Consider the following 22564-nt stretch of genomic DNA (forward strand, 5'->3'; position numbering starts at 1 on the left):
TATAATGGCACATTGACCATGGAGAATTTTGTTATGGAAATACTTATCATTGGCGGAAGTGGTGGCATTGGTAAAGCCATGGTTAAACAAATCCAAGAAACATATCCAGACGCGGCTGTGCATGCCACCTACAGGCATCATCCTCCCCAAGATGTGCAGGAGAAGATCCAATGGCATGCGTTAGATGTAACCAATGAAGCCGAGATTAAACAGCTAAGTGAACAACTCGCTAAATTAGATTGGGTCATTAACTGTGTTGGCATCTTACACACCCAAGATAACGGGCCTGAAAAAAGTTTACAGTCCCTCGATACGGATTTTTTCCAGCATAATCTAAAGTTAAATACGCTTCCCAGCGTCATGCTGGCAAAATACTTTGAGCCTGTGTTAAAACGCAGTGTGTCTGCAAGATTTGCCGTGGTGTCGGCCAAAGTCGGCAGTATTACTGATAACAGATTGGGTGGCTGGTATAGCTATCGCACCTCAAAAGCGGCACTGAATATGTTTCTTAAAACGCTGTCGATTGAATGGCAAAGGACAATGAAACACTGTGTGGTGCTATCACTTCATCCCGGCACTACAGATACGTCATTATCCAGACCTTTTCAGCAGAGTGTGCCCAAAGATAAATTGTTTACACCGCAATACGTTGCCCAGTGTTTAGTGAGCATTATTGCCAATGCCACTCCAGCTCAAACGGGAAGATTTTTAGCCTACGATGGTGCAGAGCTTCCTTGGTAGAGCAATAAGGCAACGCTTAGCACTGACACAGGTTAACTCTGACAGCGATTAACCTTGGCAAAAGTAGGCATAGTTTATTCGGCTGCCTTGCCCCCATACCGCCGTCCAACAATTCACATCGCTCATATAACCAAAGTAGATAGCCTGCAACGTATCGCATTCATCTTGAAAGGGCGCCTTATTGTCGTTAATAAATTGCGCCGAGGCCGCCAAAATATCACTGCATACCTCATCATCGGCGACTAACCAGATAAAGTCATCACGCCAATAGTCCCGTGCAACAGCCTCTTCGGGAGAATATAAATCCAGTTTTTGTTGTAGAACTTGCCGCTGCTCGGGCGTGACGAAGCAAGAGATCGCCAGTTTATCCAATACCCCAGCGCCACCCGCCCAAAAGGATAAATCAAAGTCTAACTGCTGCGGTTCTGGCGCAAATCCCAATAGATTTTCAATCACTTGTAAACTTTTGGCTAAATTGGTATCGGGCCTGCGATAACGCACCTCAATACCATCATACTCACGCATCCTACGACTCCTTCCTTGAGATCATTCTCGTTTACTTTAGCGGCCCGGTTTCACTCACGGGTTTCTTTAATAACTTACGCTGCAAAGTACGGCGATGCATACCAAGCTGGCGGGCGGTAGCCGACACATTGCCCTGATTCGCATTGAGCACTTGCTGAATATGTTCCCACTCCAGCCGTTTAGGATTAAGCGGCGAGTCATCAATTTCATCCTCTTGCAATAAATGTGACTGCGTATCTATATCCAGCGCAACAAGCAGTGTTTGGGTATCGACAGGTTTAGCCAAATAGTTATCGGCGCCGAGGCGAATCGCTTCCACCGCCGTTGCGATACTGGCATAGCCTGTGAGCAAGACCATCATCACCTTCGGCAGTAAATTACGCAGCGGCACAATTAAACTTAACCCATTGGCTTCAGCAAGCTTCATATCCAACAGAATATGGCTGGGTCGAAACTCCCGCGCCACCAGCAGTACATCGCTAGCATCATGGGTTAGACGACAATTAAACCCATGGCGCGTAAGACGACGTTCCAAAATACTCGCAAGGGCGTGGTCATCCTCAACAATCAACAATTTTTTCATGGCGTTATCTTATCGACCAAGGCGGTCTTATCTAATGTTTTCGGGTCAACTAAAACCGTAAAACAAATTTGGGCAACGGTTCCGCCCTGCGGGTGGTTAGCCAGAACTAACTGTGCGCCTAGCCTTTCTAAGCTGGCATGACTAAGTAACAGTGCAACCCCTAATCCTTTAGGGCTTTCAACCAGCAGAGTACCGAGTTGAGGCAATAATGATGGTGCAATTCCGGCGCCGTAGTCGCGGATCCGCACATAAAGCAGCCCTTCATTTGGCTCGCTATCCACACTAATATCCACCTGTGCCACACCTAGCGTTTCAGCACTGGCGCGGGCAGCATTTTCAATCAAGGCCATGATTGCAGGTGCAAGGCTCATATCAGTCAAAATGTGTAGCCCTGTCAACTGCGAAGGGGGACAGGCAATCTGCCAATTAAGCTCTGTATGTGGCATAAGCAATGAGGTTTTTTGTTTAAGTCCATCAATAAGCTCATTTAAAGCTAACGGATGCTGACGACGGTCACGAATCGATTCTGTGGCTAGCCGCAATTCGGTAAGAGTATGTTCACAGCGACCGAGAGCAATTTCCATCTCGCCCACACTGGCAGATACAACACGACCTTCTTCCTTAACTTCGTCTAACAATAATCTTAAGGTTGAGAGTGGCGTAGCCAATTGATGTGCCATTTGAGCTGACGCCGTCCCTAGCGCGAGTAATTGCTCCTGACGCAATTGTCCCTCACGCATAAAGGCCAATTGCGCGTCTTGACGACGCATACGTTTAGTGATCAGCGCGACACTGGTCGTCATCACTAATGCTGAAATCACAAAGTTAAACCACATTCCCAAATAGTGGGAACTCATATCCATACCGTGGTGCTGCATTTGCGATTCTGGCACGGTAAAAATCATCAAGCTATAGGCAAGGGTCGATATCGCCGTCAGGCTCCAAGGTGCCCAAATTGGTAATGTGACAGCGGCCAAGGCGATAGGCAATAACAACAGCGAGATAAAGGCATTGGTGGCACCACCGGAAAAATATAACCACGAAATCCAAAATAGTGTATCTAACCCCAGCGCAATAAATAATCCACTTTCTTTTGCAAACAATGGCTTGCGTAATACGAGTGTGAGTGACAAATATAGTGTCTCCAACACGAGTACATGCACTAAAGGTTCCATTTGCAAGCTAAGGCCAAAGGTGTCGGCTGCAAAGGTGGTTAAACCCATTTGTAATAACAAACCTAATGTTCGTAGCAATGCAACTTGGTCGGCTGCAGGTAAACTTGTGCCCAAAATCTTCGTCATTGCAACACCTATATGCAGTCGCTAAGTGAATTCACTTTAATTTAAAAAGCCTTTAATATTCAATGCATTTATTAAATACTGCTCGACCTTTAAGTCTATCTTGACGAGTGGGTTTTAAAACTCAAACCCATTGCACTGAGCATCGTGGTGAATACCGCTCACAGGATCCACAAACCGCAAACGTTGGGCCATTAACTTTAACGGTGTAGCAAAATTATCTGGACCTTTGGGCTGTAATTTTGGATAAAATCTGTCGTTTAACAATGGCATACCTAGACTTAACATATGCACTCTTAGTTGATGCGTTTTTCCCGTAATCGGGCTTAAATGGAATAATCCTAAGTCGTCTTTTATCGCCACCAAACTGATTTCAGAATGGCTATTCGCTTCACCTTCAACCACTTGCATCGTGAAACTCGGATCACCTGGCTGCATACGATTTTTTACCGTCCAATGCAGTGGCAAAGTTAAATGGCCTTTTTGGTATTGCTCAATAATTCCAGGTGTGAGTTTTGCAATGGCCTGATAATCCTTACAAATGGCATTATCGACAAAAAGTTGATGATAAAGATGACGTGTTTCAGGCTGAATTGTCATCAAAATCACTCCTGCGGTTTCACGGTCTAATCTATGGGCCGGAGCAATGGTCTCGATGCCCGTTCGCAGCCTCAATCGATGTACTAAACACTCATTCACATAATTACCACTAGGCGTTACAGGCAAAAAATGCGGTTTATAGGCCAAGATAAGGTTATCGTCTTGAAATAGAATCTGTTCTTCAAAGGGGACTTTTGTCTCAACAGGTACTTCGCGATAGTAATATACCCTCGCCATTGGACGGTAAAGCGTATCTAGCGCGATCAAACTGCCATCCTGCCAATGCACTTTGCCATCGAGAATACGCTCACGCCAAACTTCTTCACCGATACGCGCAAAGTGTGTCGAAAGAAACGCAAATACTGTCGGCGTATCGGTAATATTCCGGGGCAGTACTACATAGGAAGGTTGAGCGGCGCGGACAGTTAAGGTCATATCGAAAAAAAGCGGCTATTGAGAAGCCGCTATTCTAGCGTTTATAGGCTTTTTCAGTCTACATGCGACTTGATCAGTTGTAATACAAAATCCAGTGTCTTATGGCAATCGGGTTGATTGACCAACACTAATTTATCTTTGTTATACATAGGTAAAACCTCAAGCCAACGCTGGCTGACCCAAGCCGCATCTTCTAAATGCACTTGGGCATAAAGCTCCAAGAGCGCAGGGTTAACCTCATAGAATTGCTCTAGAGCGGCGCTAATTAATTCAAACTCACCTTTGATTGGCTCATGCCGCCAATTACGACAAGGTAAGGTACGCGACATCCAGACTTTATCTTTAGCCTGCGCCGCTGAGAGTATATTTACCCTTTGTCGCCCTTCGAGCACAATGCTAAGAGAATCATCCTCTAACTGATTAAAATCAATAATATTGCACTGAGTCGCAGTGGGATAACAGGGCGGATTTCCACGTGGATTTGCCGCAGCAAAGGCTAAATCATATTTCCCTTTAAGCACATCTGCCACCATTCGCAAATAACCGGGCTCCACCACTCTAACTTCAATCCTTCCCTGTGGCAGTAACAAGGCATCGCGTATGATTAACGCCATTTCTCGTGTTTGCATAGCAACCTCCCGCCCTGAAATAAAAGGAAATGATCAGTAACTCACCTACATTCCCTATTAACTTAGAGTGTAGCAGTAGAAATAATTTCCTTCCTAAGCAAGTAAAAAAGCATCCACCTGATTTGTGTAACCAGAAACACCTCCACTTTTTAAAAGTGTCTTAATGATGACTCCCGACAACATATTCATTTATATCGATTTAGAACAGTCCGCTCTGAGTTAGTACATATCCGTCTAAATGTAACAATTGTTATGGTGTTAACCTTCGTTCGGTCTAATTGTTGTTTTATATATACATTATTGAGAGGTTGTATGCGTCTAGCCGTTATCGCATTAGCAGTATCATCTACATTGACTATGTCTGCCGCACAAGCAGATTCACAACACGCTGCCGTAGAAAAAATTGAAGTTATCGGCTCACGTATTGCCTTGCGCACGGCAACCGACAGTGTTGCCCCTGTCGATATCATCACAGCCGAACAACTCGAATCAACAGGTATGACGGAAACCGCAAAAGCGCTGCAATTTGCGGCGCCAAGCTATAGCTTTCCATTCTCCTCGGTGACTGACGGTTCAGATGCGGTTCGCCCCGCCAGCTTACGTGGCCTGTCGCCAGACCACACCTTAGTGCTCGTAAATGGCAAGCGTCGCCATGGTTCTGCCCTAGTACATTTAAGTGGCACCATGGGAAAAGGCTCGTCTAACGTCGATTTAAACGCGATTCCAATGACAGCGATAAAACGCATTGAAATTCTCCGAGATGGAGCCTCAGCGCAATACGGCTCGGATGCAATTGCGGGCGTGATTAACGTGGTACTCAAGGACAGCGATCAAGGAGGTAGCATCTCGGCGCAAGCCGGACAAACCTACCAAGGTGACGGTGAGCAATGGCGTGTAGGTGTTAACCATGGTATCAGTTTAAGCAATGATGGCTTTGTGAATGTCGCCCTAGAAGCGCATCACAAAGACAGCACAAACCGCGCAGGACTCGATCCACGGCAGCAATACCCTAAACTAGCAGATGGTTCTGACGATCCGCGCGAAGCGACATTTAACCGTAAGAGCCACCAGGTTGGTGATGCCGAATATGATAATGTCGGTTTATTTATCAATGCGGCTCAGCCTATCTCTACTGATGGAAAACTGTATGCCTTTGGCGGCATCAGTCAACGTGAGACTAAATCAGGGGCCTTTTACCGTTTAGCTCTCGATGCCCGTAACTTACCCGAAGTGTATCCCGACGGTTTTTTACCGCAAATTAACCCCAAAATTATCGATTCTTCTCTTACCCTAGGCTATGAATTCAATCTAAGTGATTGGGATATTGATACCTCTGTGGGATATGGTAAAAACTCATTCAACTATAATATCGTCAATACGTTAAATGCTTCATTAGGTCCTGAAAGTCCTACTGAATTCGATGCTGGAACATTGGCTACCCGTGAAACCAATATCAATTTAGATATTTCTCGCTATTTTGCCTTTGTGAACGATTCTGAAATTCTGTTTGCGACGGGGATTTCATGGCGTCAAAACGGTTATGAAATTGAAGCCGGAGAAGAAGGCTCCTATATCAATGGTGGCTACAATGGTAAAGCACCCGGTAGCCAAGGTTTCACCGGTTTTACCCCTGAGTCCGAGGTCAATGAAACACGCGATAATACAGGCATTTATGCCGAACTTGAAAACCAGCTAACCAACGAGTTTTATTGGGCTGCGGCGCTGCGCTACGAAAACTATTCTGACTTTGGTGGCAATACAAGCTGGAAGTTAGCGGGTCGTTATGATTTTACCGACAACTTAGCCCTGCGTGGCACTATCAATACAGGCTTTAGAGCGCCAAGCGTACAACAACTGTACTTCAGCAACATATCAACCCTATTTAATCCCGATCCTGTGACAGGCCAGCTAGTTCCAGTTGAATCAGGCACCTTCAACACCTTATCACCAGTGACAAAGGCGCTTGGAATTAACGAACTAGAACCTGAAATATCGCAATCATTTAGTCTCGGTCTTGTTTATACCAATGACTCTGGCCTCGCGGTAACACTCGACACTTACCAAATCGAGATTGATGATCGCATCATCTTATCTGGCTCCCTAAGAGCGACTGATAGCCCTGCGGTTGCAGCGGCACTTGCGGGCACCAATGCCGATTCAGCACGATTTTTCGTCAATGCCATCGATAGCCGCACTCGCGGGGTCGATCTCGTTGTTAGCCAAGATATTGATATTGGCACTTGGGGCGATTTACGGGCGAATTTAGCCTATGCCTATAATAAAACCGAGATCCAAGACATCAATCTGCCGTCTATTTTAGGCGGATTAGAAAAGAAACTCTTTGATGGTATAGAAAGAACCCGCATGACGTCTGCTACGCCGCATAACACGGGCAGTATTGGGCTAACCCATGAGTTAGGGGACTTTAAAACCAATGTTCGCTTAAACTACTTTGGTGACTATAGTGAAGGTTATTCAACGGGCGATGTAAACTATAGCGATCAATGGGTAATGGATCTGTCGGTAAGATACGCCGCCACTGATGCGCTAAGCTTTACCGCTGGGGTGCAAAACTTGTTTGATGTGTATCCAGAAAAACGACCAGATAACAATAACTTCAATGGTATCTTCGTCTACCCATTAACCAATACCCCCTTTGGCTTTAATGGTGGCTACTACTTCTTAGAAGCCAAATACACTTACTAATGAGTTCATCGTTTCATAACAACAGGCCATTCCATGGCCTGTTGTTTTATCTTTAAACTTGATGTCTAAACCAAAGGGATCTGATTATAATCAGCCATAATTTATCCATTTCCCTTCTGCCATATCGAGTAACAGATGATCGTTGATACTTTAGCTAACCGTCATATTTATCAAACCCTAAATCCCCGTATTGCGAGTGCGCTGGAGCATTTAGCAACGACTGACTTTAGTCAGCTACCTGTGGGAAATTACCCTCTCGATGGAGATGATATTTTTGTGATAGTTAACGACTACCACACAAAACATCAATCAACTGAATCCTTTGAAGTGCACCAAAAATATATCGACGTGCAATATGTTTTCAGCGGAGAAGAAGAGTTTGGTTACTTGCCTTTAGTCGATCAGGCTCCCTCAAAACCCTATTTTGAAAAACATGATTATGCGGGATTTGATTACGAGTCAAATAAAGAAAATGCCTCTTATATCAAACTCAAAGCGGGCATGTTTGCGCTATTTTTCCCTGGCGACATACATATGCCCGGTACAGGGCATCCTGCGACCGCAGTACGCAAGGTCGTGATAAAAGTCAAAGTGTAAGCCTATTGCCCCAATTCAAGTTCAATATCTTTTAGCGTAATAGCAGCTTAAAGCCAGAGTGATATGCGCTTTGGCTATTTCCGATTAAGGCCAAATATTGCTAAAATTGTCACAAATTTAAAGGAGAGTCCCTGAAATGCCCATTTACGTTGTCGGTCACAAAATTCCCGATTCTGATTCAATCTGCGGTGCTATCGCCTTAGCTTATTTAAAAAACCAAATTGGTGAAGAAGCCGTTGCCGCACGTTTAGGTGAGTTATCGCCAGAAACGGCTTTTATTTTAGAGCGTTTCGGCTTTGAAGCGCCAGAATACAAAACCAGCTATGCAGGCGAGCAAGTCTATATTGTTGACCACTCTGAACTGACTCAAGCACCAGACGATATCGCTAAGGCGACAATTGTCGGTATCGTTGATCATCACAAATTAGGCGATCTGACAACAGATACTCCATTAGAATGTTGGATCCGCCCAGTCGGTTGCAGCAACACAGTAATCAAGATGATGTATGACTTCTACCAAGTCGCCATTCCTAAAAACATTGCTGGCATTATGATGTGCGCCATTTTGAGCGACACAGTGATTTTTAAATCACCCACTTGCACCACAGCGGACATTCGCTGCGTTGAAGCCTTAGCTGAAATTGCGGGCATTGAAGATTTTAAAGCACTGGGCATGGAAATGTTCAAAGTAAAATCTGCCGTTGAAGGCACGCCTGCACGCGATCTCGTTATGCGCGACTTTAAAGACTTCAACATGAATGGTCACTTAGTCGGTATCGGCCAGCTAGAAGTCATCGATCTGTCTGTATTTGATGCAATCAAAGCTGAACTGGAAGCCGATATCAAAGCACTGAAAGTTGAAGGCAACCGTCACAGCGTATTGTTACTGCTGACCGATATTATGAAAGAAGGCTCTGAGTTGTTAGTGGTTTCTGACGATGCCGATCTGGTTAACCGCGCTTATGGCAAAACCCCAGTTGATGGCAAAGTATGGTTAGACGGCGTATTGAGCCGTAAGAAGCAAGTTGTGCCGCAACTACAAGCTGCATTCGCTTAATCGCGATGCGCGATACAAAAGGCCGAACTGAGTTCGGCCTTTTGTATTTCAACCAATCAGATATTTACTGCTAAACCCCTTGTGCACAATCAGATATAGCAAGCATGAAACTTTGCTCATAAACCTATTCAGTCTTAGCGCTTCACTTGTATGATGCTACATATTCCAAGTTAATATTAAACCTTTTCCCTATGCCTGATGCATTACAACATATCATGAGTGAGCTCACGCCATGGCTACAAGAATATGGTTATGTCTTACTGTTTATCGCTATCGCGGTCGAAGGATTTGGCATTCCTGCTCCGGGGCAATCCCTATTAATCGTCGCCAGTTTATTAGCCGCTACAGGTCAAATGTCATTATCTGCTGTTTTGATGGTGGCCGCTTGTGGTGCACTTTGCGGGAATAGCTTTGGGTATTATATCGGTTGGCGCTTCGGGGAGGTGTTACTGAACAAAGGCTGGATAAAACCACAATTAGAAGACAAGATCCACAGCGTTATCGGTCAATATGGTATAGCAGCATTAATCCTGAGTCGTTTTATCGAAGGCTTAAAACAATTCATGTTTATCGGCTGCGGACTGGCAAAAATGCCGCTGAAACAGTTTGTAGTAGGTAACTGTCTTGCCACCGGTATTTGGGTAAGTATATTTGGTCTTGGCCCCGCCATTATCCGTGATGAGATAACACCAATATTGGCATTCTACCACCAGCATAAATATCCAACATGGGCAGGTGTCAGCTTGATACTTGCCGTACTTATCCTGCTTACTTGGCGAAAGTGGCAGACCAAAAATCCACAATAACCTGTTTATGATAAATGTTTACCTGAACACTAGAATAAACTGGCATGATAACTACAGGTTCATTTCAAGGTTAAACCCATTTTCGACCTGAAATTGACCTGAATCAATTAGTTAATTTGGTCTTTTAGTGATCTAAAGTAGTCACTTTACGTATACTAAACATCAGATATGGCAAGAAACCTAATATCAAAATAAGGTGTTATTAATGAATGTAATAAAACGTTTGTATTCAGGCTTCGCTGTGCTGCTATTGATCATGCTTGGTATCACACTCTTTGGCTTGTTCAAAATCAGCATAGCTGATGAAAATTTGACTGAACTGTCCGAGCAAACGGCAGTTGAACAACGCCAAGCCATCAACTTCCGTGGTAGCGTGCATGATAGGGCTATTTCCATTAGAGATGTCGTTTTAGCCAAAGATAACGATAAATCAAAATCACACCAAAATGACATTGTTCGTCTGAATGAGTACTACCAAAAAGCGGCAGTTACATTAGATGCCATGTATGCAAAGGTAAAGCACACACCAGAAGAACAAAACCTACTACGGTCAATCAAAGAAATAGAGGCTTCAACCTTATCTTTAACTGAAAACTTGCTCAGTATGATCAATAATGGCCGTCAAGCCGAGGCAACCGATTATTTGATTACCACAGTTTCACCTGCCTACAGTGAATGGCTTAAACGAATTAATAAGTTAATTGATTATCAAGAAGAAGCAATACAACATCAAGTTGCCTCGGCACGTGAGCAAACAAACAGTTTCCAGTGGATCATGCTCGTTGTGACCACTATTGCGATTATTATCGGCTCCCTTGTGGCGATTAGTACCGTTAATCGATTAAAAAAACTTGTCGGTGGCGAGCTTGAATATGCGGCTTTTGTTATAAAAGAAATCGCATCAGGTGATTTAACGACACAAGTTAAATTCCATACTTCCGAAAGTATTTTAAGTGCACTTAAAGATTTAACTGACCATATGTCAGGGATCACTAAAAATTCAATAAAGGCTGCCAGCGAACTACTTTCAGCATCAAACGAATTATTACTGACAGCAAAGTACAATGAAGATTTAATCGGTAATCAAAAAGCCGCCACAGAGCAAGGTGCTACGGCAATAAACCAGATGTCTTCGACCGTTTCTGAGGTTGCAAACCACACCAGTGATGCCGCCGTTTTAGCACAAACGGCAATGAATGAGTTCAATGCAGGGCAAAATGAAGTGAGCAAAACTCAGTCAAGTATTAATAAACTTGCAGACAAAGTTAGCGAAGCTGCTGTGGTTATTAACAATTTATCAGAGGATAGCCGTCAAATTGGTTCAGTATTAGAAGTGATTCAAAGCATTGCAGAGCAAACAAATTTACTCGCACTCAATGCCGCAATTGAAGCAGCAAGAGCTGGGGAGCAAGGCCGTGGCTTTGCCGTGGTTGCCGATGAAGTTCGAAATCTAGCACGCCGCACGCAAGAATCCACAGGACAAGTACAAACGGTTATTGAGAAGATGCAAAGCAACTCAATAAATGCAGTCGCCGTGATGAATGAAGGTAAGACTCAGGCTGAAATCAGTGTCGAACAAGCCAAATCTGCAGGTGATTCATTGTATGCAATCAATCTATCAGTCACCAAAATAAGCGATATGAACACTCAGATCGCCACTGCTGCGGAAGAACAGTCCGTCGTGGCATCAGAAATCAATCGTAACTTTAGCCAAATTACTCATTCCGCCTCGCTCGCAGAGGAACAAGCCAGTAAAATTACCATTGCAAGTCAAAAACTTGAAGTACTGGCAAAAACATTAGAGCAAAATGTTAAACAGTTTAAAACAGCATAATCTCGTTTAAACGACCACCAGATTGACAGATAACATCAAGTACAATCTGGTGGTTATTGCTTGATACTGAACATAACCTTAAGCCATTAGCACTTTCCCTAGATGGCTTACATGTCTTTAGTCTCAGGTTGAGGTTTGATGTCTTCCTCAGGCTGACTCTCAGACGTTGAGTCTGGCTCAGAATCAATGATTGGCACAGGTGGCACTTCGGTAATAGGAGATTCATCTTGACGCTGAGAGTCTGAACTTTGCTCATTTGGTAAAGGTTCAACGATAACAACAGGCTCCTCTGGTACAGCTATTTCACCTTCCGCAGAGACTACTGCTCCAGACTCTGGCGTTAGCGCGCCGAGATCTTGGTTAGCTGGACTTTCAACCGCATGTTTAGGTAATTGATTTCGATACAAATCAATCATACTCATCACTTCAGACAAGGCTTTGGCATGATCCGCTGTGAGAATACCATTGTGCCCAGAGACAATCTCATCCGACACAGCCAACACCCACACCGCCTGCATATTAGCATCGGGGCAGGTTTGTACGCTGCGACGAGCCTGTAAGCGAGCGCGAATTTTCCAACCTGAATTGGCAAGAGTCATCATACAGCCAGGAATTTTATCGTGAGCCATCAGTGCCGAAGGCATCTTTATTGGGGTATTGCAGTTTCCACCAGAACATTTATCGATATCATGGGTAATTGCCCAAGAGTTACCCACAGCACGCTCGCCATCCTTGATATAATTGAAAGCTTCTTTTACCGCAAAATCCCCCTTAGATTGCAGCACAACCATACTCGGTTTTTGCCTATCCAAACTCACTAACTTATCTAAAGGTTGGTAATCCTTCGCAGGCACAGCGGGGTTTAACAACAAAAATAAATTGGGATTATCTTGGCCATTATCAATTGCAGCTTTAATACGATCCTTACTGGCGTGTAATACAACTGAACCGCCTAGACTATGGCCTATAACGGTATAACGCAGTAATTGATGATTAGAGACTAAGCCATCTAGCTTATCAAATAACTGCGACAATCCCTGCTGACCAATGCGTTTAGCCACTCGTTTACGTTGCAAAATCGTCGGAAAATCTATGGGCTCAATTTGACTGGTTGCATCGTCCGAGCCGTCGAGCCAGAAAGGATCATATTTATCGCCACGCCAACCAATATAAAGACCCAATAAGTTACGTTGTTTATCTGATGCCGCCATTTGTCGGTAAAATTGTTCAAACGCCACAAAATTTTCATCTTTTGGATTAGCACTATGGTGCCAGCCATGAACGAAAATTAGCAACTCAGGAGCGATATCGTTATTGGGTTGTAAAATACGATCCCGTAAACCTTGCCACTGTCTATCATCATGGGCTTGGCCTTGATCATTAAACTCAATAACATGAAAATTTTGCTCCGCGATATCGGGACCGGGAATGTGATAAGCCTGATCTGGAATAAAAGGAAGTAAAATACAAAGAGATAACAACATTAAAAACAGTAGCTTGTACTGAGTAAACTTCTTGAGGCTCATTTATAACAACATAATCAACGGCCAGACTAGGCCAACATAGACGTGCTGAAAGGGGCTAACAGCAAAATTGCCCAAATTATACGCTAAGCCCATAAAGCCAGCTAGTGTCTCACCTACTTTTCATGTCAATAGAACACAGGGTTAACGCCATGTGTCTGGAAGCGCCACTTGTGCCCATAGCTCTTGGCATAATGGTTGGCTATGATGCCAATCACCACCTCGAAGCCATTTCACGAGAGTATCCCCCACCTGAGGATAAGCAATCGGATTTGGTGATGCCGCTTTAAGCCAACGCTTTAGCACATTAATATCAAGCGTCATCATGCTATCTGCGGCGGCAAGCAATTGTAATGCGGCCACATTTGATAACTGCTCAAACTGCCCAATCAAAGGTTTTACCAATAGTTTTTTCCCTAATGTTAACGCCTCGCTGGCAAGTTCAAACCCTGCATTACCAATCACGCCGCCGCAACTCGCTAGATGTTGCTTAAAACCATCACGGTTAAAGCCATACCATTGGATATGTTTGGCTGTTTGCACCTGAGGTTGCTGGCTGTGATACACCAAGAACAGATAGTCAGAAAAAGGAGCCAGAAAACTGGCTATCGTATCCACATCTTCAAAGGGTAAGTACACAAGGATTTGGTGAGTATGCTCAGAAGAACAGGGAACGACCTCAACAAAGGGGGGCAATATCGGAAACCCGAAATGGTGCCAATGGCAACCGAGCGCCACATCCACAGGCGCAAAGTACATAAGCAACAACTCGTTAAGCCAAGTATTCCCCATTTTAGGCACAGGATGGATCAGCGCAGCTTGATGGCTAATGCCAATTGATGGCACGCCTTGACGCCGTGCAGCCCAAGCAGAAATAGGCTCGAAATCATTAAGAACCAGATCGTAACAACTTAAATCTAAAGCTTGAATATCTTTCATTAAGGATAGTGATAAGTTCTGTCTCACCGTTTGTGGCAAATTAAGCCGCCCAGAATGAGTCGCAAACGTCATTCCTGTTTGCACACGATAATCACCAAAACATTGCATATCAAAGTATTGATCCGGCTTACGCCCAGAGAATAAAAAGTCCACTTTAATATCTTGCTCCATCAGCGCCTTAGCCATCACTCGAGCACGACTTAAGTGGCCATTCCCTGTGCCTTGAACTCCGTAGAGTATTCGCATTCGTTATCCTTTAACCAATAAATATGAAAGATGTTGGTAATAAAATGAAGTGGTACATTTAATAGGATGTGAGTTAAATCAGTTGATGAACGAGTAATACAACTCCAGCCCCTAGTGAAGCCCCGGCCATGATATCTAAGGGATAGTGCACTCCTAATGCAACACGCGAACAACTAACACCTAGCGCCCATAAATATGCTGCGGGAGCGGCAACGGGATAAATCTGCGCCACACTTGTCGCCATGATAAAGGCCGCTGCCGTATGGCCAGATGGCAAACTAAAACGATCCGATGGCTCAAAGCCACTTTCAAACCCCACTAAGGCGTGGCATGGACGAGTTCGCCGAATGCTATTTTTCAATAATAAATACAGCGGCAATTCAACCAGAAAACTCACTAACATTAAATTGAATAGCGCCTGCCCCTGAGAATGAGCCAACATCAAACCTACAGATAAATACAAGTACAGATGCCCATCGCCACTCGCAGATAGTCGCTTGGCATAGGCATAAAGACCATGGCGATCAGTAAAGGCGACAATACAACAAAAAAATCGCTTATCTAAGTCTGCAATGTAACTCAACATAAAACAGGCTCCTTGCTGGTATACCAGCGAGTTTTACTGCAATGTGAATCCGCATTCTCTGTGTCGCTTTACTAAAATGCTCAAATTCAGTAATAGATTCTTTGCTTTGAGGCTTGGTTTTTAATACTTGTCTTGATGCTCATATAACACCAACTCAAGTACGATGTTGTTAAAATGAGACTAAAAAATCGCTATGACGCCTCTGTGACATCTAGCCTAAAGTTTTATGACAATAATGACCGTTGGTGCGCTGAAATAACCGATTAGCAGTGATTTGCTGAAATAAGCGGTGGGAATAACGAAGGAGTGTTGTTCTAAATTGATATGCTTCAAGTTTAGAACAACACGTCTCGATAAAACTTAGGCTATGGCGTTTGGATTTGCCTTAGCACGGTAAATTTTCGTCAAATGATAAATGTTAATACAGGCAACAAACGCATTCATCCCTGCTACTGGCCAAGCTGAAATAAACACACCATAGATAACAAAGAGTGTACATCCCACAAAATTCAACCAGCGTAACCAAATGATATTCTTCATCATTAGAGAGATTGCCACCATTACAGAGGCAAAATAACCAATAATTTCAATCGTATTTATAGCTTCCACAGGCACCTCTCGAAGGCCCTCTACCGTCCATAAGCATAACGGGGGGTCCATGCCCCTAAAGCAAATTAAGTTAAGTAAGTTAATTTAAACTTGGGATATAATAACAAATCACGCAACAGAGTTGTAATAAAAAACCGTTATTTAATGACTAATATCAAGTTTTTGGCTTGAATTCCGATTATATGAAGAAACTTTACCACTAAAGTGTTAACGAGCTAATGGCAACAATACCGTGATTGATAACACTTTTCTTTTCAATAATCCCTTTTATACTGGCGTAAACTCGCTAAACTGTACGCAACGCGGATCAATAGGAGTGTAAATATGGAATACAACACCTCAGAACTATGTGACATGTACTTAGATGTCGTAGATGTAGTCGAGCCCATGTTCAGTAACTACGGTGGTTGTAGCTCTTTTGGCGGTTCTATTAGCACCATTAAGTGCTTTGAAGACAACGGCCTAATTACCGAAGTCTTACAAGAAGATGGCCAAGGTAAAGTCTTACTCGTCGATGGCGGCGGCTCATTACGCCGTGCTCTTATCGATGGCGCTATCGCAGAGCTTGCGGTTAGCAACAACTGGGAAGGCATTATCGTTTACGGTTCTGTACGCGATGTGGATGCACTAGAAGAATTAGACATTGGCATTCAGGCTCTAGCCTCGATTCCAGTGGGTGCAGATGGTAACTCCGTAGGTGAAGTCGAAATTCCCGTCAATTTTGGCGGAGTGACTTTCTTACCAGGTGATCATATCTATGCTGATAACACTGGTATTATTTTATCACCTGAACCACTCGATATTGAGTAGTCTAAGTACTGTTTGATGAAAGCCAGCTAAGCTGGCTTTTTTATTATCTATTTTACCCAATGACCATTGAATAACCGCCCTAGCCTACGTCACAATAAGTTATCTTTGGCTCAATAAGAATAATCATATGCCCGAATTTATTCCTTTTACTCATGCCGATGTTGCGATGCTTGTCAACTCAAGAGCAGGTGAAACCAAGCTAGGTCAATGTGTACATACTGCAAATCAAGAGCATACTTTAGATATGATTCTTCACACAGCCAAAGCTCATGGTGCTCAGTTTGCAATTTTGGGTGTCGGTGAGGATATAGGGCCACGTGCTAACTTCGGTCGCAGCGGTGCAACAGATGCGTTCACAACCAGTATGCAGCAATGGCTCAACCTGCAATCGAATCGTTTCCTTTCCGGCGCCGAATGCCTAGTGCTAGGCCAAGTTAACACCGCCGATCTGCAGCAACAAACCACGAGCAATACAACAGCTAACAATGACGTCACCTTAGATGAATTACGCGATGCGGTAGAACAACTCGATGAGCGCGTGATCCGTATCGTCAGTGCAATTTTAAAAGCGGGTTTAGAACCCATACTCATCGGTGGTGGCCATAACAATGCCTATGGTTTGTTGATGGCAACCTACGGCCATTATCAGCGCCAAGTCGCGGCGGTGAATCTCGATCCCCATTCGGATTTTCGTCTGCTTGAAGGTCGTCACAGCGGCAATGGCTTTAGCTATGCTGCCGACCGTGGCGCCTTAGGTTGTTACCATGTACTGGGATTGCACGAGTTAAAAAACAGCGAAACAAACCTAAGCCAGCTCACTGAATTTGGCGGCACTTGGCATAGCTTGCAACAGATTTGGGTTCGCCGCGAAATCAGCCTCAACCAAGCCTTGTTTGAGATTGCGACCAAACTCAATAACACAGGTTTACCCGTAGGCTTAGAACTCGACGTCGACGCTATCGCTAAAATGCCTAGTAGCGCCTCAACTGCAGCAGGTGTGCCGTTGCTCGATGCTGCGCATTATGTCAATTATATCGCCCGTCACTGCCCTTGTGCTTATTTGCATTTAGCTGAAGCGGCACCGATCTGTCACGAGGCAGGCATAGAAGCTGGATTTAGAGATGTAGGTCAAAGCCTAAGTGAACTTATTTATGCCTATGTTCAAGGCCGCATACAATATTTGGCACAATAACATGTGCAGGTAACGTCTAACTACACGCTAAGCTATTCAACAAATCTTGATATTGTGGTCTAATGCCTGTCCGTTTTATGTGGTCGTAGGCACATAACTTGTTGTGCTATACCAAGTGGCGTAAACAAAGACACTGACGTTAGTTTACTAACTCGATCACAGAGTGATAGATCAAAGATTCAGCAAATGCAGGCGATGGCATACACTCGCAGCTAATACATTGCAAAACAATAGGAACACATTGATGTCTGAGGGCGAATCTAAAAGTACCCACTTTGGTTACAAAACTGTAGAGGCCGATAAAAAAGCCGAACTCGTTGCCGGCGTGTTTCATTCTGTTGCCGCTAAGTACGATATCATGAACGATGTAATGTCCTTCGGCATCCACCGTTTCTGGAAGCGTCATACCATTGAGGTTTCTGGTGCTCGCCCTGGTATGAAAGTCTTAGACTTAGCAGGCGGCACAGGCGATTTAACTGCAAAATTCTCTCACTTAGTGGGCGATAAAGGTGAAGTGGTGTTAGCCGACATTAACGATTCGATGCTGAAAGTCGGCCGCACTAAGCTGCGCGATAAAGGTATAGTCAACAATGTCAGTTATGTACAAGCGAATGCAGAAGCACTGCCGTTTCCCGATAACCACTTCGACATTATTACCATCGCCTTTGGTCTACGTAACGTGACCGATAAAGATGCGGCGCTACGTTCAATGAACCGCGTGCTTAAGCCCGGTGGCAAGTTATTGGTGTTAGAGTTTTCTAAGCCTCAGCATGAAATCATGCGTAAAGTGTATGATTTATATAGCTTCAAAGTCTTACCTAAGATGGGTGAACTCATCACTAAAGATGCAGATAGCTATGAATATTTGGCGGAATCGATTCGCATGCACCCAGATCAAGATACTCTGAAGCAAATGATGGTTGATGCAGGCTTCGAACAAGTCGACTACACCAACATGACCGACGGCATTGTCGCATTGCACCGTGGTTATAAGTTCTAATGATGCCGCAAGAAGTTGTGTTACTTGTCTGCGCTGCAATTGAAACAGGCCTGAAAAAGCTTCAGGCCCAAGCGGGTGGTGATTATTCGCGCCGACGCAATCTACATGGAAAAGTATTTCGCATCCAATTATCACAACTTACCTGGCCGATTTATTTGATCTTTGCCAAAGAGATCCAAGTACTCAGCCACTACGAAGGCGAGGTCGATGTCAGTCTACATGCCGATGCAACGACACTTTACCGTGTGACGGAAGGGGCTAACTTAACCGAATTAATTAAACAGGATAAACTCAAACTAGAGGGCGACCTCAATTTATTACAAAGTTTTAGCCAATATCTACGTGGTATAGAGTTTGATTTTGCGGAGCCCATATCACGCTACTTAGGTGATGCCGCCACCCATAAACTCATCAGTACAGGCCATCAGGCAAAGGATTTTGCCCTCGATGTTTTACGCAAAACTCGCTCCCATTTAGGTCAACTTGCAGTTGAAGAGTATCGCCTCGCACCACACAAAATTGAATTAGTTTATTTTCGCGATCAACTGGATGATTTAGTCAGTGATACTCTTGCCCTTGAACAGCGAATAATCCAATTAAGAGACCACATTAAGCCATGACCCTTACCAGTATCCGCCGCGGTTACCACGTCATAAAAACCCTGCTTCAATACGGGTTAGATGAAGTTCTGCCGCCAAAGATGACCCCTTGGTACTTTACACTCGCTCGTAGCAGCTTATTTTGGATACGTAATAAACATAAAAGCAAACCCGGTGGTGAACGCTTAAAACTGGCAATGCAAGAGCTCGGCCCTGTTTATATTAAACTCGGACAAATGCTCTCAACCCGGCGCGATTTATTGAGTGATGAATGGGCCATTGAGTTAGCCATGCTCCAGGACAAAGTCCCTCCCTTCGATGGTGTGCTCGCTCGCAAAGCAATTGAGGCCGAGTTAAAAGCATCGATTGAATCTTTGTTTGATGACTTTGATGAAACGCCATTGGCCTCTGCATCTATTTCCCAAGTTCATACCGCGACGCTCAAATCAAATGGTAAAGCCGTAGTATTGAAAGTGCTCCGCCCTAATGTAGAGGCTAAAATTCTGGCCGACCTACAGTTGATGTCACAAACTGCTAATCTGCTTGAATATTTTCTTGGTGAAGGTAATCGCTTACGCCCCGCTGAAGTGATTGAGGACTATCGAGTCACCATTTTAGGCGAGTTGAATTTGAAGCTAGAAGCCTTAAATGCAATAAAGTTACGCAATAACTTTCTCAACTCAGATGCACTTTATGTCCCTTATGTTTATGAAGAGTTTTGTTACCCGCGTTTAATGGTAATGGAGCGCATTTACGGCATCCCAGTCTCCGATATTGCCGCCCTAAAAGCACAAGGTACAAACTTTAAATTACTAGCAGAACGCGGGGTTGAGCTATTTTTTACCCAAGTGTTCCGCGATAATTTTTTCCATGCAGATATGCATCCGGGGAATATTTTTATCTCCCGCGACCATCCCGAGAATCCTTACTACATAGGCCTAGACTGCGGCATTATGGGCACACTCAGCGAAGTCGATAAGCGCTATCTGGCAGAAAACTTCCTCGCATTCTTTAATCGTGATTACCACCGAATCGCCCAACTTTATATTGAGTCTGGTTGGGTATCAGAAAAAACGGATCTACAGGCTTTCGAACAAGCAATCAAAGTAGTTTGTGAACCTATGTTTAACAAACCACTCGATGAAATATCTTTCGGCCACGTGCTATTAGAACTCTTTCGCACAGCACGCAGCTTCGATATCGTAGTACAACCACAACTGGTATTACTGGAAAAAACCTTACTTTATATCGAAGGTCTCGGACGCCAGCTTTACCCACAGTTGGACTTATGGCAAACCGCGAAACCCTTTTTAGAACAGTGGATGGCTGAGCAAGTGGGGCCTAAAGCGATGTTTAAAAAGGTATCCACAAAACTGCCATATTGGTCTGATAAACTACCTGAATTCCCTGAACTAATTTACGACAACCTTAAGTTAGGCAGGAAATTGCTGAGTTCTCAGCAACAAATGCTAGATAAGTATCTGAAACATCAGCAGCAAGCTCATAAAAGCAATTACATGCTTATCACTTCTGCGGTTTTATTGATCTGTGGCACGTTATTATTCAACCAAGACGCTACACTGTGGTCCCCTTACGTATGCTTAACTTCAGGCGTACTTATGTGGTTCATCGGATGGCGATCTAGGCCAAAGAATCGTAAATTTTAGCTAGCACTAATTAATCAGAGGTTCATAATAGAACCGATTTCAATTAAGAGGATACCTTCATGGGTGGCATTAGTATTTGGCAACTTCTTATCATTGCCTTAATCGTTGTCTTATTGTTTGGAACGAAGAAATTACGCTCTTTGGGTGGTGATTTAGGTGGTGCGGTTAAAGGCTTCAAAAATGCAATGTCTTCAGAAGAAGATAAAAAGGCATTAGAAGATACCGAAGCAGCTAAAACAGCGCAAACAACTCAACAGGCGACTGAAAAGAAACCTGAGTCTAACAAAGAACAGGCGTAACTCTATTATGTTTGACGGTATCGGCTTTATGGAGCTGCTGCTGATCGGTGTTTTGGGGCTAGTCGTTCTTGGCCCCGAACGTTTACCGGTCGCGGTACGTTCGGTTACAGGTTGGATCCGCGCGATGAAACGCATGGCCAACTCAGTCAAAGAAGAGCTTGAGCAGGAGCTAAAGATTGAGCAATTACATGCCGATCTTAAAAAAGCTGAAAGCAAAGGGTTATCTAATCTTTCGCCTGAACTCAAAGAGTCCATTGAACAGTTAAAACAAGCGGCGCAATCCGTAAACCGTCCTTATCAAGTTCAAGACTCTTCATCCCAAGGGACGGCTGCACCGGATAATCAAATTCACAGTCCAGCTCAAGTGAGCCAGACCAATCCGACGACCCCATTAGAGACAAGTCAACATTTGACGTCTCCCGCCGCTCACAATGAGCCATCTCAGGGCGTGGATACCAGTTCTAACCCGAAAGCCAACGGATAATTCATGTCGCAACAGCAGCCACTTATCAGCCATTTGCTTGAACTTAGGTCCAAGCTGCTAAAATCCATTGCTAGCGTGTTATTGGTGTTCATTTGCAGTGTGTACTGGGCAAATGATATCTACCATTACATGGCAATACCTTTAATGCAGTCTTTACCGCTTGGTGGCAGTATGATTGCGACAGATGTCGCTGCGCCATTTTTTGCGCCTTTTAAATTGACGCTCGTTTTATCATTTTTTGTGGCTGTGCCTTATGTGTTATTTCAAATTTGGTCCTTCGTTGCACCGGGTTTATATAAACATGAAAAACGCTTAGTGATGCCACTGCTATTCAGCAGTACCGTATTGTTTTATCTCGGCATTGCCTTTGCCTATTATATTGTATTTCCTGTTGTTTTTGGATTCTTTGCTAATAATGCACCGGAAGGAGTTCAAGTTGCGACGGACATTACTAGCTACCTAAACTTCATTTTGAAGCTTTTCTTTGCCTTTGGCCTATCCTTTGAAATCCCCATCGCAGTCGTTTTACTCTGCTGGGCCGGGGTCACAACTCCTGATGACTTAAGACAAAAACGCCCCTATATTGTTGTTGGCGCCTTCGTTGTTGGTATGCTATTAACACCACCTGACGTCATCTCGCAGACTATGCTTGCTGTACCAATGCTGCTATTGTTTGAAGGTGGTTTATTCGCCGCTCGTTTTTACAGCAAACCTAGCGACGAATCGGACGACGAAGAACAAACCAATAGCTAACGTCTTAGCTGGCGTTAGAGAAAATATAATAATAAGGAAGATTCTC

Annotated in this window: 23 protein-coding genes; 14 read left to right on the plus strand and 9 right to left on the minus strand. The window is 44.1% G+C overall.

Annotation, left to right across the window (positions count from 1 at the left end):
• Positions 1-33: 33 nt before the first annotated feature.
• On the plus strand, positions 34-741 hold the full coding sequence (locus SPUTW3181_RS18895; protein WP_011790887.1) for an SDR family oxidoreductase: 708 nt from the start codon (positions 34-36) through the stop codon (positions 739-741).
• A gap of 48 nt (positions 742-789) precedes the next feature.
• On the opposite strand, the gene SPUTW3181_RS18900 is transcribed toward SPUTW3181_RS18895, so the two are convergent.
• The 5 genes from SPUTW3181_RS18900 to SPUTW3181_RS18920 form a co-directional block, all read right to left on the minus strand.
• Positions 790-1266, minus strand: coding sequence for a hypothetical protein (locus tag SPUTW3181_RS18900; RefSeq protein ID WP_011790888.1), 477 nt, complete (start codon positions 1264-1266; stop codon positions 790-792).
• Between the two features lie 31 nt (positions 1267-1297).
• Positions 1298-1849, minus strand: a complete 552-nt coding sequence (locus SPUTW3181_RS18905) for a response regulator transcription factor (protein ID WP_011790889.1) — start codon at positions 1847-1849, stop codon at positions 1298-1300.
• On the minus strand, positions 1846-3150 hold the full coding sequence (locus SPUTW3181_RS18910) for a sensor histidine kinase (protein ID WP_011790890.1): 1305 nt from the start codon (positions 3148-3150) through the stop codon (positions 1846-1848). Before SPUTW3181_RS18910 ends, SPUTW3181_RS18905 begins: the two co-directional genes overlap by 4 nt.
• A gap of 114 nt (positions 3151-3264) precedes the next feature.
• On the minus strand, positions 3265-4182 hold the full coding sequence (locus tag SPUTW3181_RS18915) for a pseudouridine synthase (protein WP_011790891.1): 918 nt from the start codon (positions 4180-4182) through the stop codon (positions 3265-3267).
• A 53-nt stretch (positions 4183-4235) separates the two neighbouring features.
• Positions 4236-4811 (minus strand): LON peptidase substrate-binding domain-containing protein, encoded by a 576-nt coding sequence (locus tag SPUTW3181_RS18920; RefSeq protein ID WP_011790892.1) that lies wholly within the window; start codon positions 4809-4811, stop codon positions 4236-4238.
• Between the two features lie 312 nt (positions 4812-5123).
• Between SPUTW3181_RS18920 and SPUTW3181_RS18925 the strand changes: the two genes are divergently transcribed.
• The 5 genes from SPUTW3181_RS18925 (at position 5124) to SPUTW3181_RS18945 (ending at position 11811) form a co-directional block, all read left to right on the plus strand.
• Positions 5124-7517 (plus strand): TonB-dependent receptor plug domain-containing protein, encoded by a 2394-nt coding sequence (locus tag SPUTW3181_RS18925; protein ID WP_041408256.1) that lies wholly within the window; start codon positions 5124-5126, stop codon positions 7515-7517.
• Positions 7518-7652: 135 nt separating this feature from the next.
• The gene (locus SPUTW3181_RS18930; protein WP_011790894.1) at positions 7653-8114 is read left to right on the plus strand and encodes a YhcH/YjgK/YiaL family protein; all 462 of its coding nucleotides are present in this window, start codon (positions 7653-7655) and stop codon (positions 8112-8114) included.
• Between the two features lie 136 nt (positions 8115-8250).
• Positions 8251-9171 (plus strand): manganese-dependent inorganic pyrophosphatase, encoded by a 921-nt coding sequence (locus SPUTW3181_RS18935; RefSeq protein WP_011790895.1) that lies wholly within the window; start codon positions 8251-8253, stop codon positions 9169-9171.
• A 191-nt stretch (positions 9172-9362) separates the two neighbouring features.
• The gene (locus SPUTW3181_RS18940) at positions 9363-9977 is read left to right on the plus strand and encodes a DedA family protein (RefSeq protein WP_011790896.1); all 615 of its coding nucleotides are present in this window, start codon (positions 9363-9365) and stop codon (positions 9975-9977) included.
• A gap of 205 nt (positions 9978-10182) precedes the next feature.
• Positions 10183-11811: a methyl-accepting chemotaxis protein gene (locus tag SPUTW3181_RS18945; protein ID WP_011790897.1), complete on the plus strand. Its 1629-nt coding sequence runs from the start codon at positions 10183-10185 to the stop codon at positions 11809-11811.
• Positions 11812-11918: 107 nt separating this feature from the next.
• Here the strand turns inward: SPUTW3181_RS18945 and SPUTW3181_RS18950 are convergent, their stop codons facing one another.
• From SPUTW3181_RS18950 to SPUTW3181_RS18965, 4 genes are all read right to left on the minus strand, one after another.
• The gene (locus SPUTW3181_RS18950; protein WP_011790898.1) at positions 11919-13337 is read right to left on the minus strand and encodes a hypothetical protein; all 1419 of its coding nucleotides are present in this window, start codon (positions 13335-13337) and stop codon (positions 11919-11921) included.
• A gap of 141 nt (positions 13338-13478) precedes the next feature.
• Positions 13479-14519, minus strand: coding sequence for an MJ1255/VC2487 family glycosyltransferase (locus tag SPUTW3181_RS18955; protein WP_011790899.1), 1041 nt, complete (start codon positions 14517-14519; stop codon positions 13479-13481).
• 73 nt (positions 14520-14592) lie between these two features.
• Positions 14593-15105: a phosphatase PAP2 family protein gene (locus tag SPUTW3181_RS18960; RefSeq protein ID WP_011790900.1), complete on the minus strand. Its 513-nt coding sequence runs from the start codon at positions 15103-15105 to the stop codon at positions 14593-14595.
• A 360-nt stretch (positions 15106-15465) separates the two neighbouring features.
• On the minus strand, positions 15466-15714 hold the full coding sequence (locus SPUTW3181_RS18965; protein ID WP_014609726.1) for a YgjV family protein: 249 nt from the start codon (positions 15712-15714) through the stop codon (positions 15466-15468).
• Positions 15715-16038: 324 nt separating this feature from the next.
• Between SPUTW3181_RS18965 and rraA the strand changes: the two genes are divergently transcribed.
• From rraA to tatC, 8 genes are all read left to right on the plus strand, one after another.
• The gene (gene rraA, locus SPUTW3181_RS18970) at positions 16039-16524 is read left to right on the plus strand and encodes a ribonuclease E activity regulator RraA (RefSeq protein WP_011790902.1); all 486 of its coding nucleotides are present in this window, start codon (positions 16039-16041) and stop codon (positions 16522-16524) included.
• 127 nt (positions 16525-16651) lie between these two features.
• Complete coding sequence (locus SPUTW3181_RS18975; RefSeq protein ID WP_011790903.1) at positions 16652-17716, plus strand: formimidoylglutamase; 1065 nt, start codon at positions 16652-16654, stop codon at positions 17714-17716.
• A gap of 244 nt (positions 17717-17960) precedes the next feature.
• Entirely contained in the window at positions 17961-18716 is a 756-nt protein-coding gene (ubiE, locus tag SPUTW3181_RS18980; protein WP_011790904.1) for a bifunctional demethylmenaquinone methyltransferase/2-methoxy-6-polyprenyl-1,4-benzoquinol methylase UbiE, read from the plus strand.
• Positions 18716-19336: an SCP2 domain-containing protein gene (locus SPUTW3181_RS18985; protein ID WP_011790905.1), complete on the plus strand. Its 621-nt coding sequence runs from the start codon at positions 18716-18718 to the stop codon at positions 19334-19336. Before ubiE ends, SPUTW3181_RS18985 begins: the two co-directional genes overlap by 1 nt.
• On the plus strand, positions 19333-20982 hold the full coding sequence (ubiB, locus tag SPUTW3181_RS18990; protein WP_011790906.1) for a ubiquinone biosynthesis regulatory protein kinase UbiB: 1650 nt from the start codon (positions 19333-19335) through the stop codon (positions 20980-20982). Before SPUTW3181_RS18985 ends, ubiB begins: the two co-directional genes overlap by 4 nt.
• 59 nt (positions 20983-21041) lie before the next feature.
• Positions 21042-21281: a Sec-independent protein translocase subunit TatA gene (tatA, locus tag SPUTW3181_RS18995; protein ID WP_011790907.1), complete on the plus strand. Its 240-nt coding sequence runs from the start codon at positions 21042-21044 to the stop codon at positions 21279-21281.
• 7 nt (positions 21282-21288) lie between these two features.
• Positions 21289-21765 carry a Sec-independent protein translocase protein TatB gene (gene tatB / locus SPUTW3181_RS19000; protein ID WP_011790908.1) on the plus strand — a complete coding sequence of 159 codons (477 nt, stop codon included), beginning with the start codon at positions 21289-21291 and terminating at the stop codon, positions 21763-21765.
• A gap of 3 nt (positions 21766-21768) precedes the next feature.
• On the plus strand, positions 21769-22518 hold the full coding sequence (gene tatC / locus SPUTW3181_RS19005; RefSeq protein WP_011790909.1) for a twin-arginine translocase subunit TatC: 750 nt from the start codon (positions 21769-21771) through the stop codon (positions 22516-22518).
• The last annotated feature ends 46 nt before the right edge of the window (positions 22519-22564 follow it).

The organism is Shewanella sp. W3-18-1, assembly GCF_000015185.1.
In the GTDB taxonomy this organism is placed as follows: domain Bacteria; phylum Pseudomonadota; class Gammaproteobacteria; order Enterobacterales; family Shewanellaceae; genus Shewanella; species Shewanella putrefaciens.

What these genes read in the sequence shown, in the direction of transcription:
- tatB (WP_011790908.1), top strand. Translation starts at nt 21,289, where the DNA reads ATGTTTGACGGTATCGGCTTTATGGAGCTGCTGCTGATCGGTGTTTTG.
- ubiB (WP_011790906.1), top strand. Translation starts at nt 19,333, where the DNA reads ATGACCCTTACCAGTATCCGCCGCGGTTACCACGTCATAAAAACCCTG.
- tatA (WP_011790907.1), top strand. Translation starts at nt 21,042, where the DNA reads ATGGGTGGCATTAGTATTTGGCAACTTCTTATCATTGCCTTAATCGTT.
- SPUTW3181_RS18975 (WP_011790903.1), top strand. Translation starts at nt 16,652, where the DNA reads ATGCCCGAATTTATTCCTTTTACTCATGCCGATGTTGCGATGCTTGTC.
- SPUTW3181_RS18960 (WP_011790900.1), bottom strand. Translation starts at nt 15,105, where the DNA reads ATGTTGAGTTACATTGCAGACTTAGATAAGCGATTTTTTTGTTGTATT.
- SPUTW3181_RS18935 (WP_011790895.1), top strand. Translation starts at nt 8,251, where the DNA reads ATGCCCATTTACGTTGTCGGTCACAAAATTCCCGATTCTGATTCAATC.
- SPUTW3181_RS18925 (WP_041408256.1), top strand. Translation starts at nt 5,124, where the DNA reads ATGCGTCTAGCCGTTATCGCATTAGCAGTATCATCTACATTGACTATG.
- SPUTW3181_RS18945 (WP_011790897.1), top strand. Translation starts at nt 10,183, where the DNA reads ATGAATGTAATAAAACGTTTGTATTCAGGCTTCGCTGTGCTGCTATTG.
- rraA (WP_011790902.1), top strand. Translation starts at nt 16,039, where the DNA reads ATGGAATACAACACCTCAGAACTATGTGACATGTACTTAGATGTCGTA.
- SPUTW3181_RS18940 (WP_011790896.1), top strand. Translation starts at nt 9,363, where the DNA reads ATGCCTGATGCATTACAACATATCATGAGTGAGCTCACGCCATGGCTA.
- SPUTW3181_RS18950 (WP_011790898.1), bottom strand. Translation starts at nt 13,337, where the DNA reads ATGAGCCTCAAGAAGTTTACTCAGTACAAGCTACTGTTTTTAATGTTG.
- SPUTW3181_RS18920 (WP_011790892.1), bottom strand. Translation starts at nt 4,811, where the DNA reads ATGCAAACACGAGAAATGGCGTTAATCATACGCGATGCCTTGTTACTG.
- SPUTW3181_RS18985 (WP_011790905.1), top strand. Translation starts at nt 18,716, where the DNA reads ATGATGCCGCAAGAAGTTGTGTTACTTGTCTGCGCTGCAATTGAAACA.
- SPUTW3181_RS18930 (WP_011790894.1), top strand. Translation starts at nt 7,653, where the DNA reads ATGATCGTTGATACTTTAGCTAACCGTCATATTTATCAAACCCTAAAT.
- SPUTW3181_RS18905 (WP_011790889.1), bottom strand. Translation starts at nt 1,849, where the DNA reads ATGAAAAAATTGTTGATTGTTGAGGATGACCACGCCCTTGCGAGTATT.
- SPUTW3181_RS18895 (WP_011790887.1), top strand. Translation starts at nt 34, where the DNA reads ATGGAAATACTTATCATTGGCGGAAGTGGTGGCATTGGTAAAGCCATG.
- ubiE (WP_011790904.1), top strand. Translation starts at nt 17,961, where the DNA reads ATGTCTGAGGGCGAATCTAAAAGTACCCACTTTGGTTACAAAACTGTA.
- SPUTW3181_RS18955 (WP_011790899.1), bottom strand. Translation starts at nt 14,519, where the DNA reads ATGCGAATACTCTACGGAGTTCAAGGCACAGGGAATGGCCACTTAAGT.
- tatC (WP_011790909.1), top strand. Translation starts at nt 21,769, where the DNA reads ATGTCGCAACAGCAGCCACTTATCAGCCATTTGCTTGAACTTAGGTCC.
- SPUTW3181_RS18910 (WP_011790890.1), bottom strand. Translation starts at nt 3,150, where the DNA reads ATGACGAAGATTTTGGGCACAAGTTTACCTGCAGCCGACCAAGTTGCA.
- SPUTW3181_RS18900 (WP_011790888.1), bottom strand. Translation starts at nt 1,266, where the DNA reads ATGCGTGAGTATGATGGTATTGAGGTGCGTTATCGCAGGCCCGATACC.
- SPUTW3181_RS18915 (WP_011790891.1), bottom strand. Translation starts at nt 4,182, where the DNA reads ATGACCTTAACTGTCCGCGCCGCTCAACCTTCCTATGTAGTACTGCCC.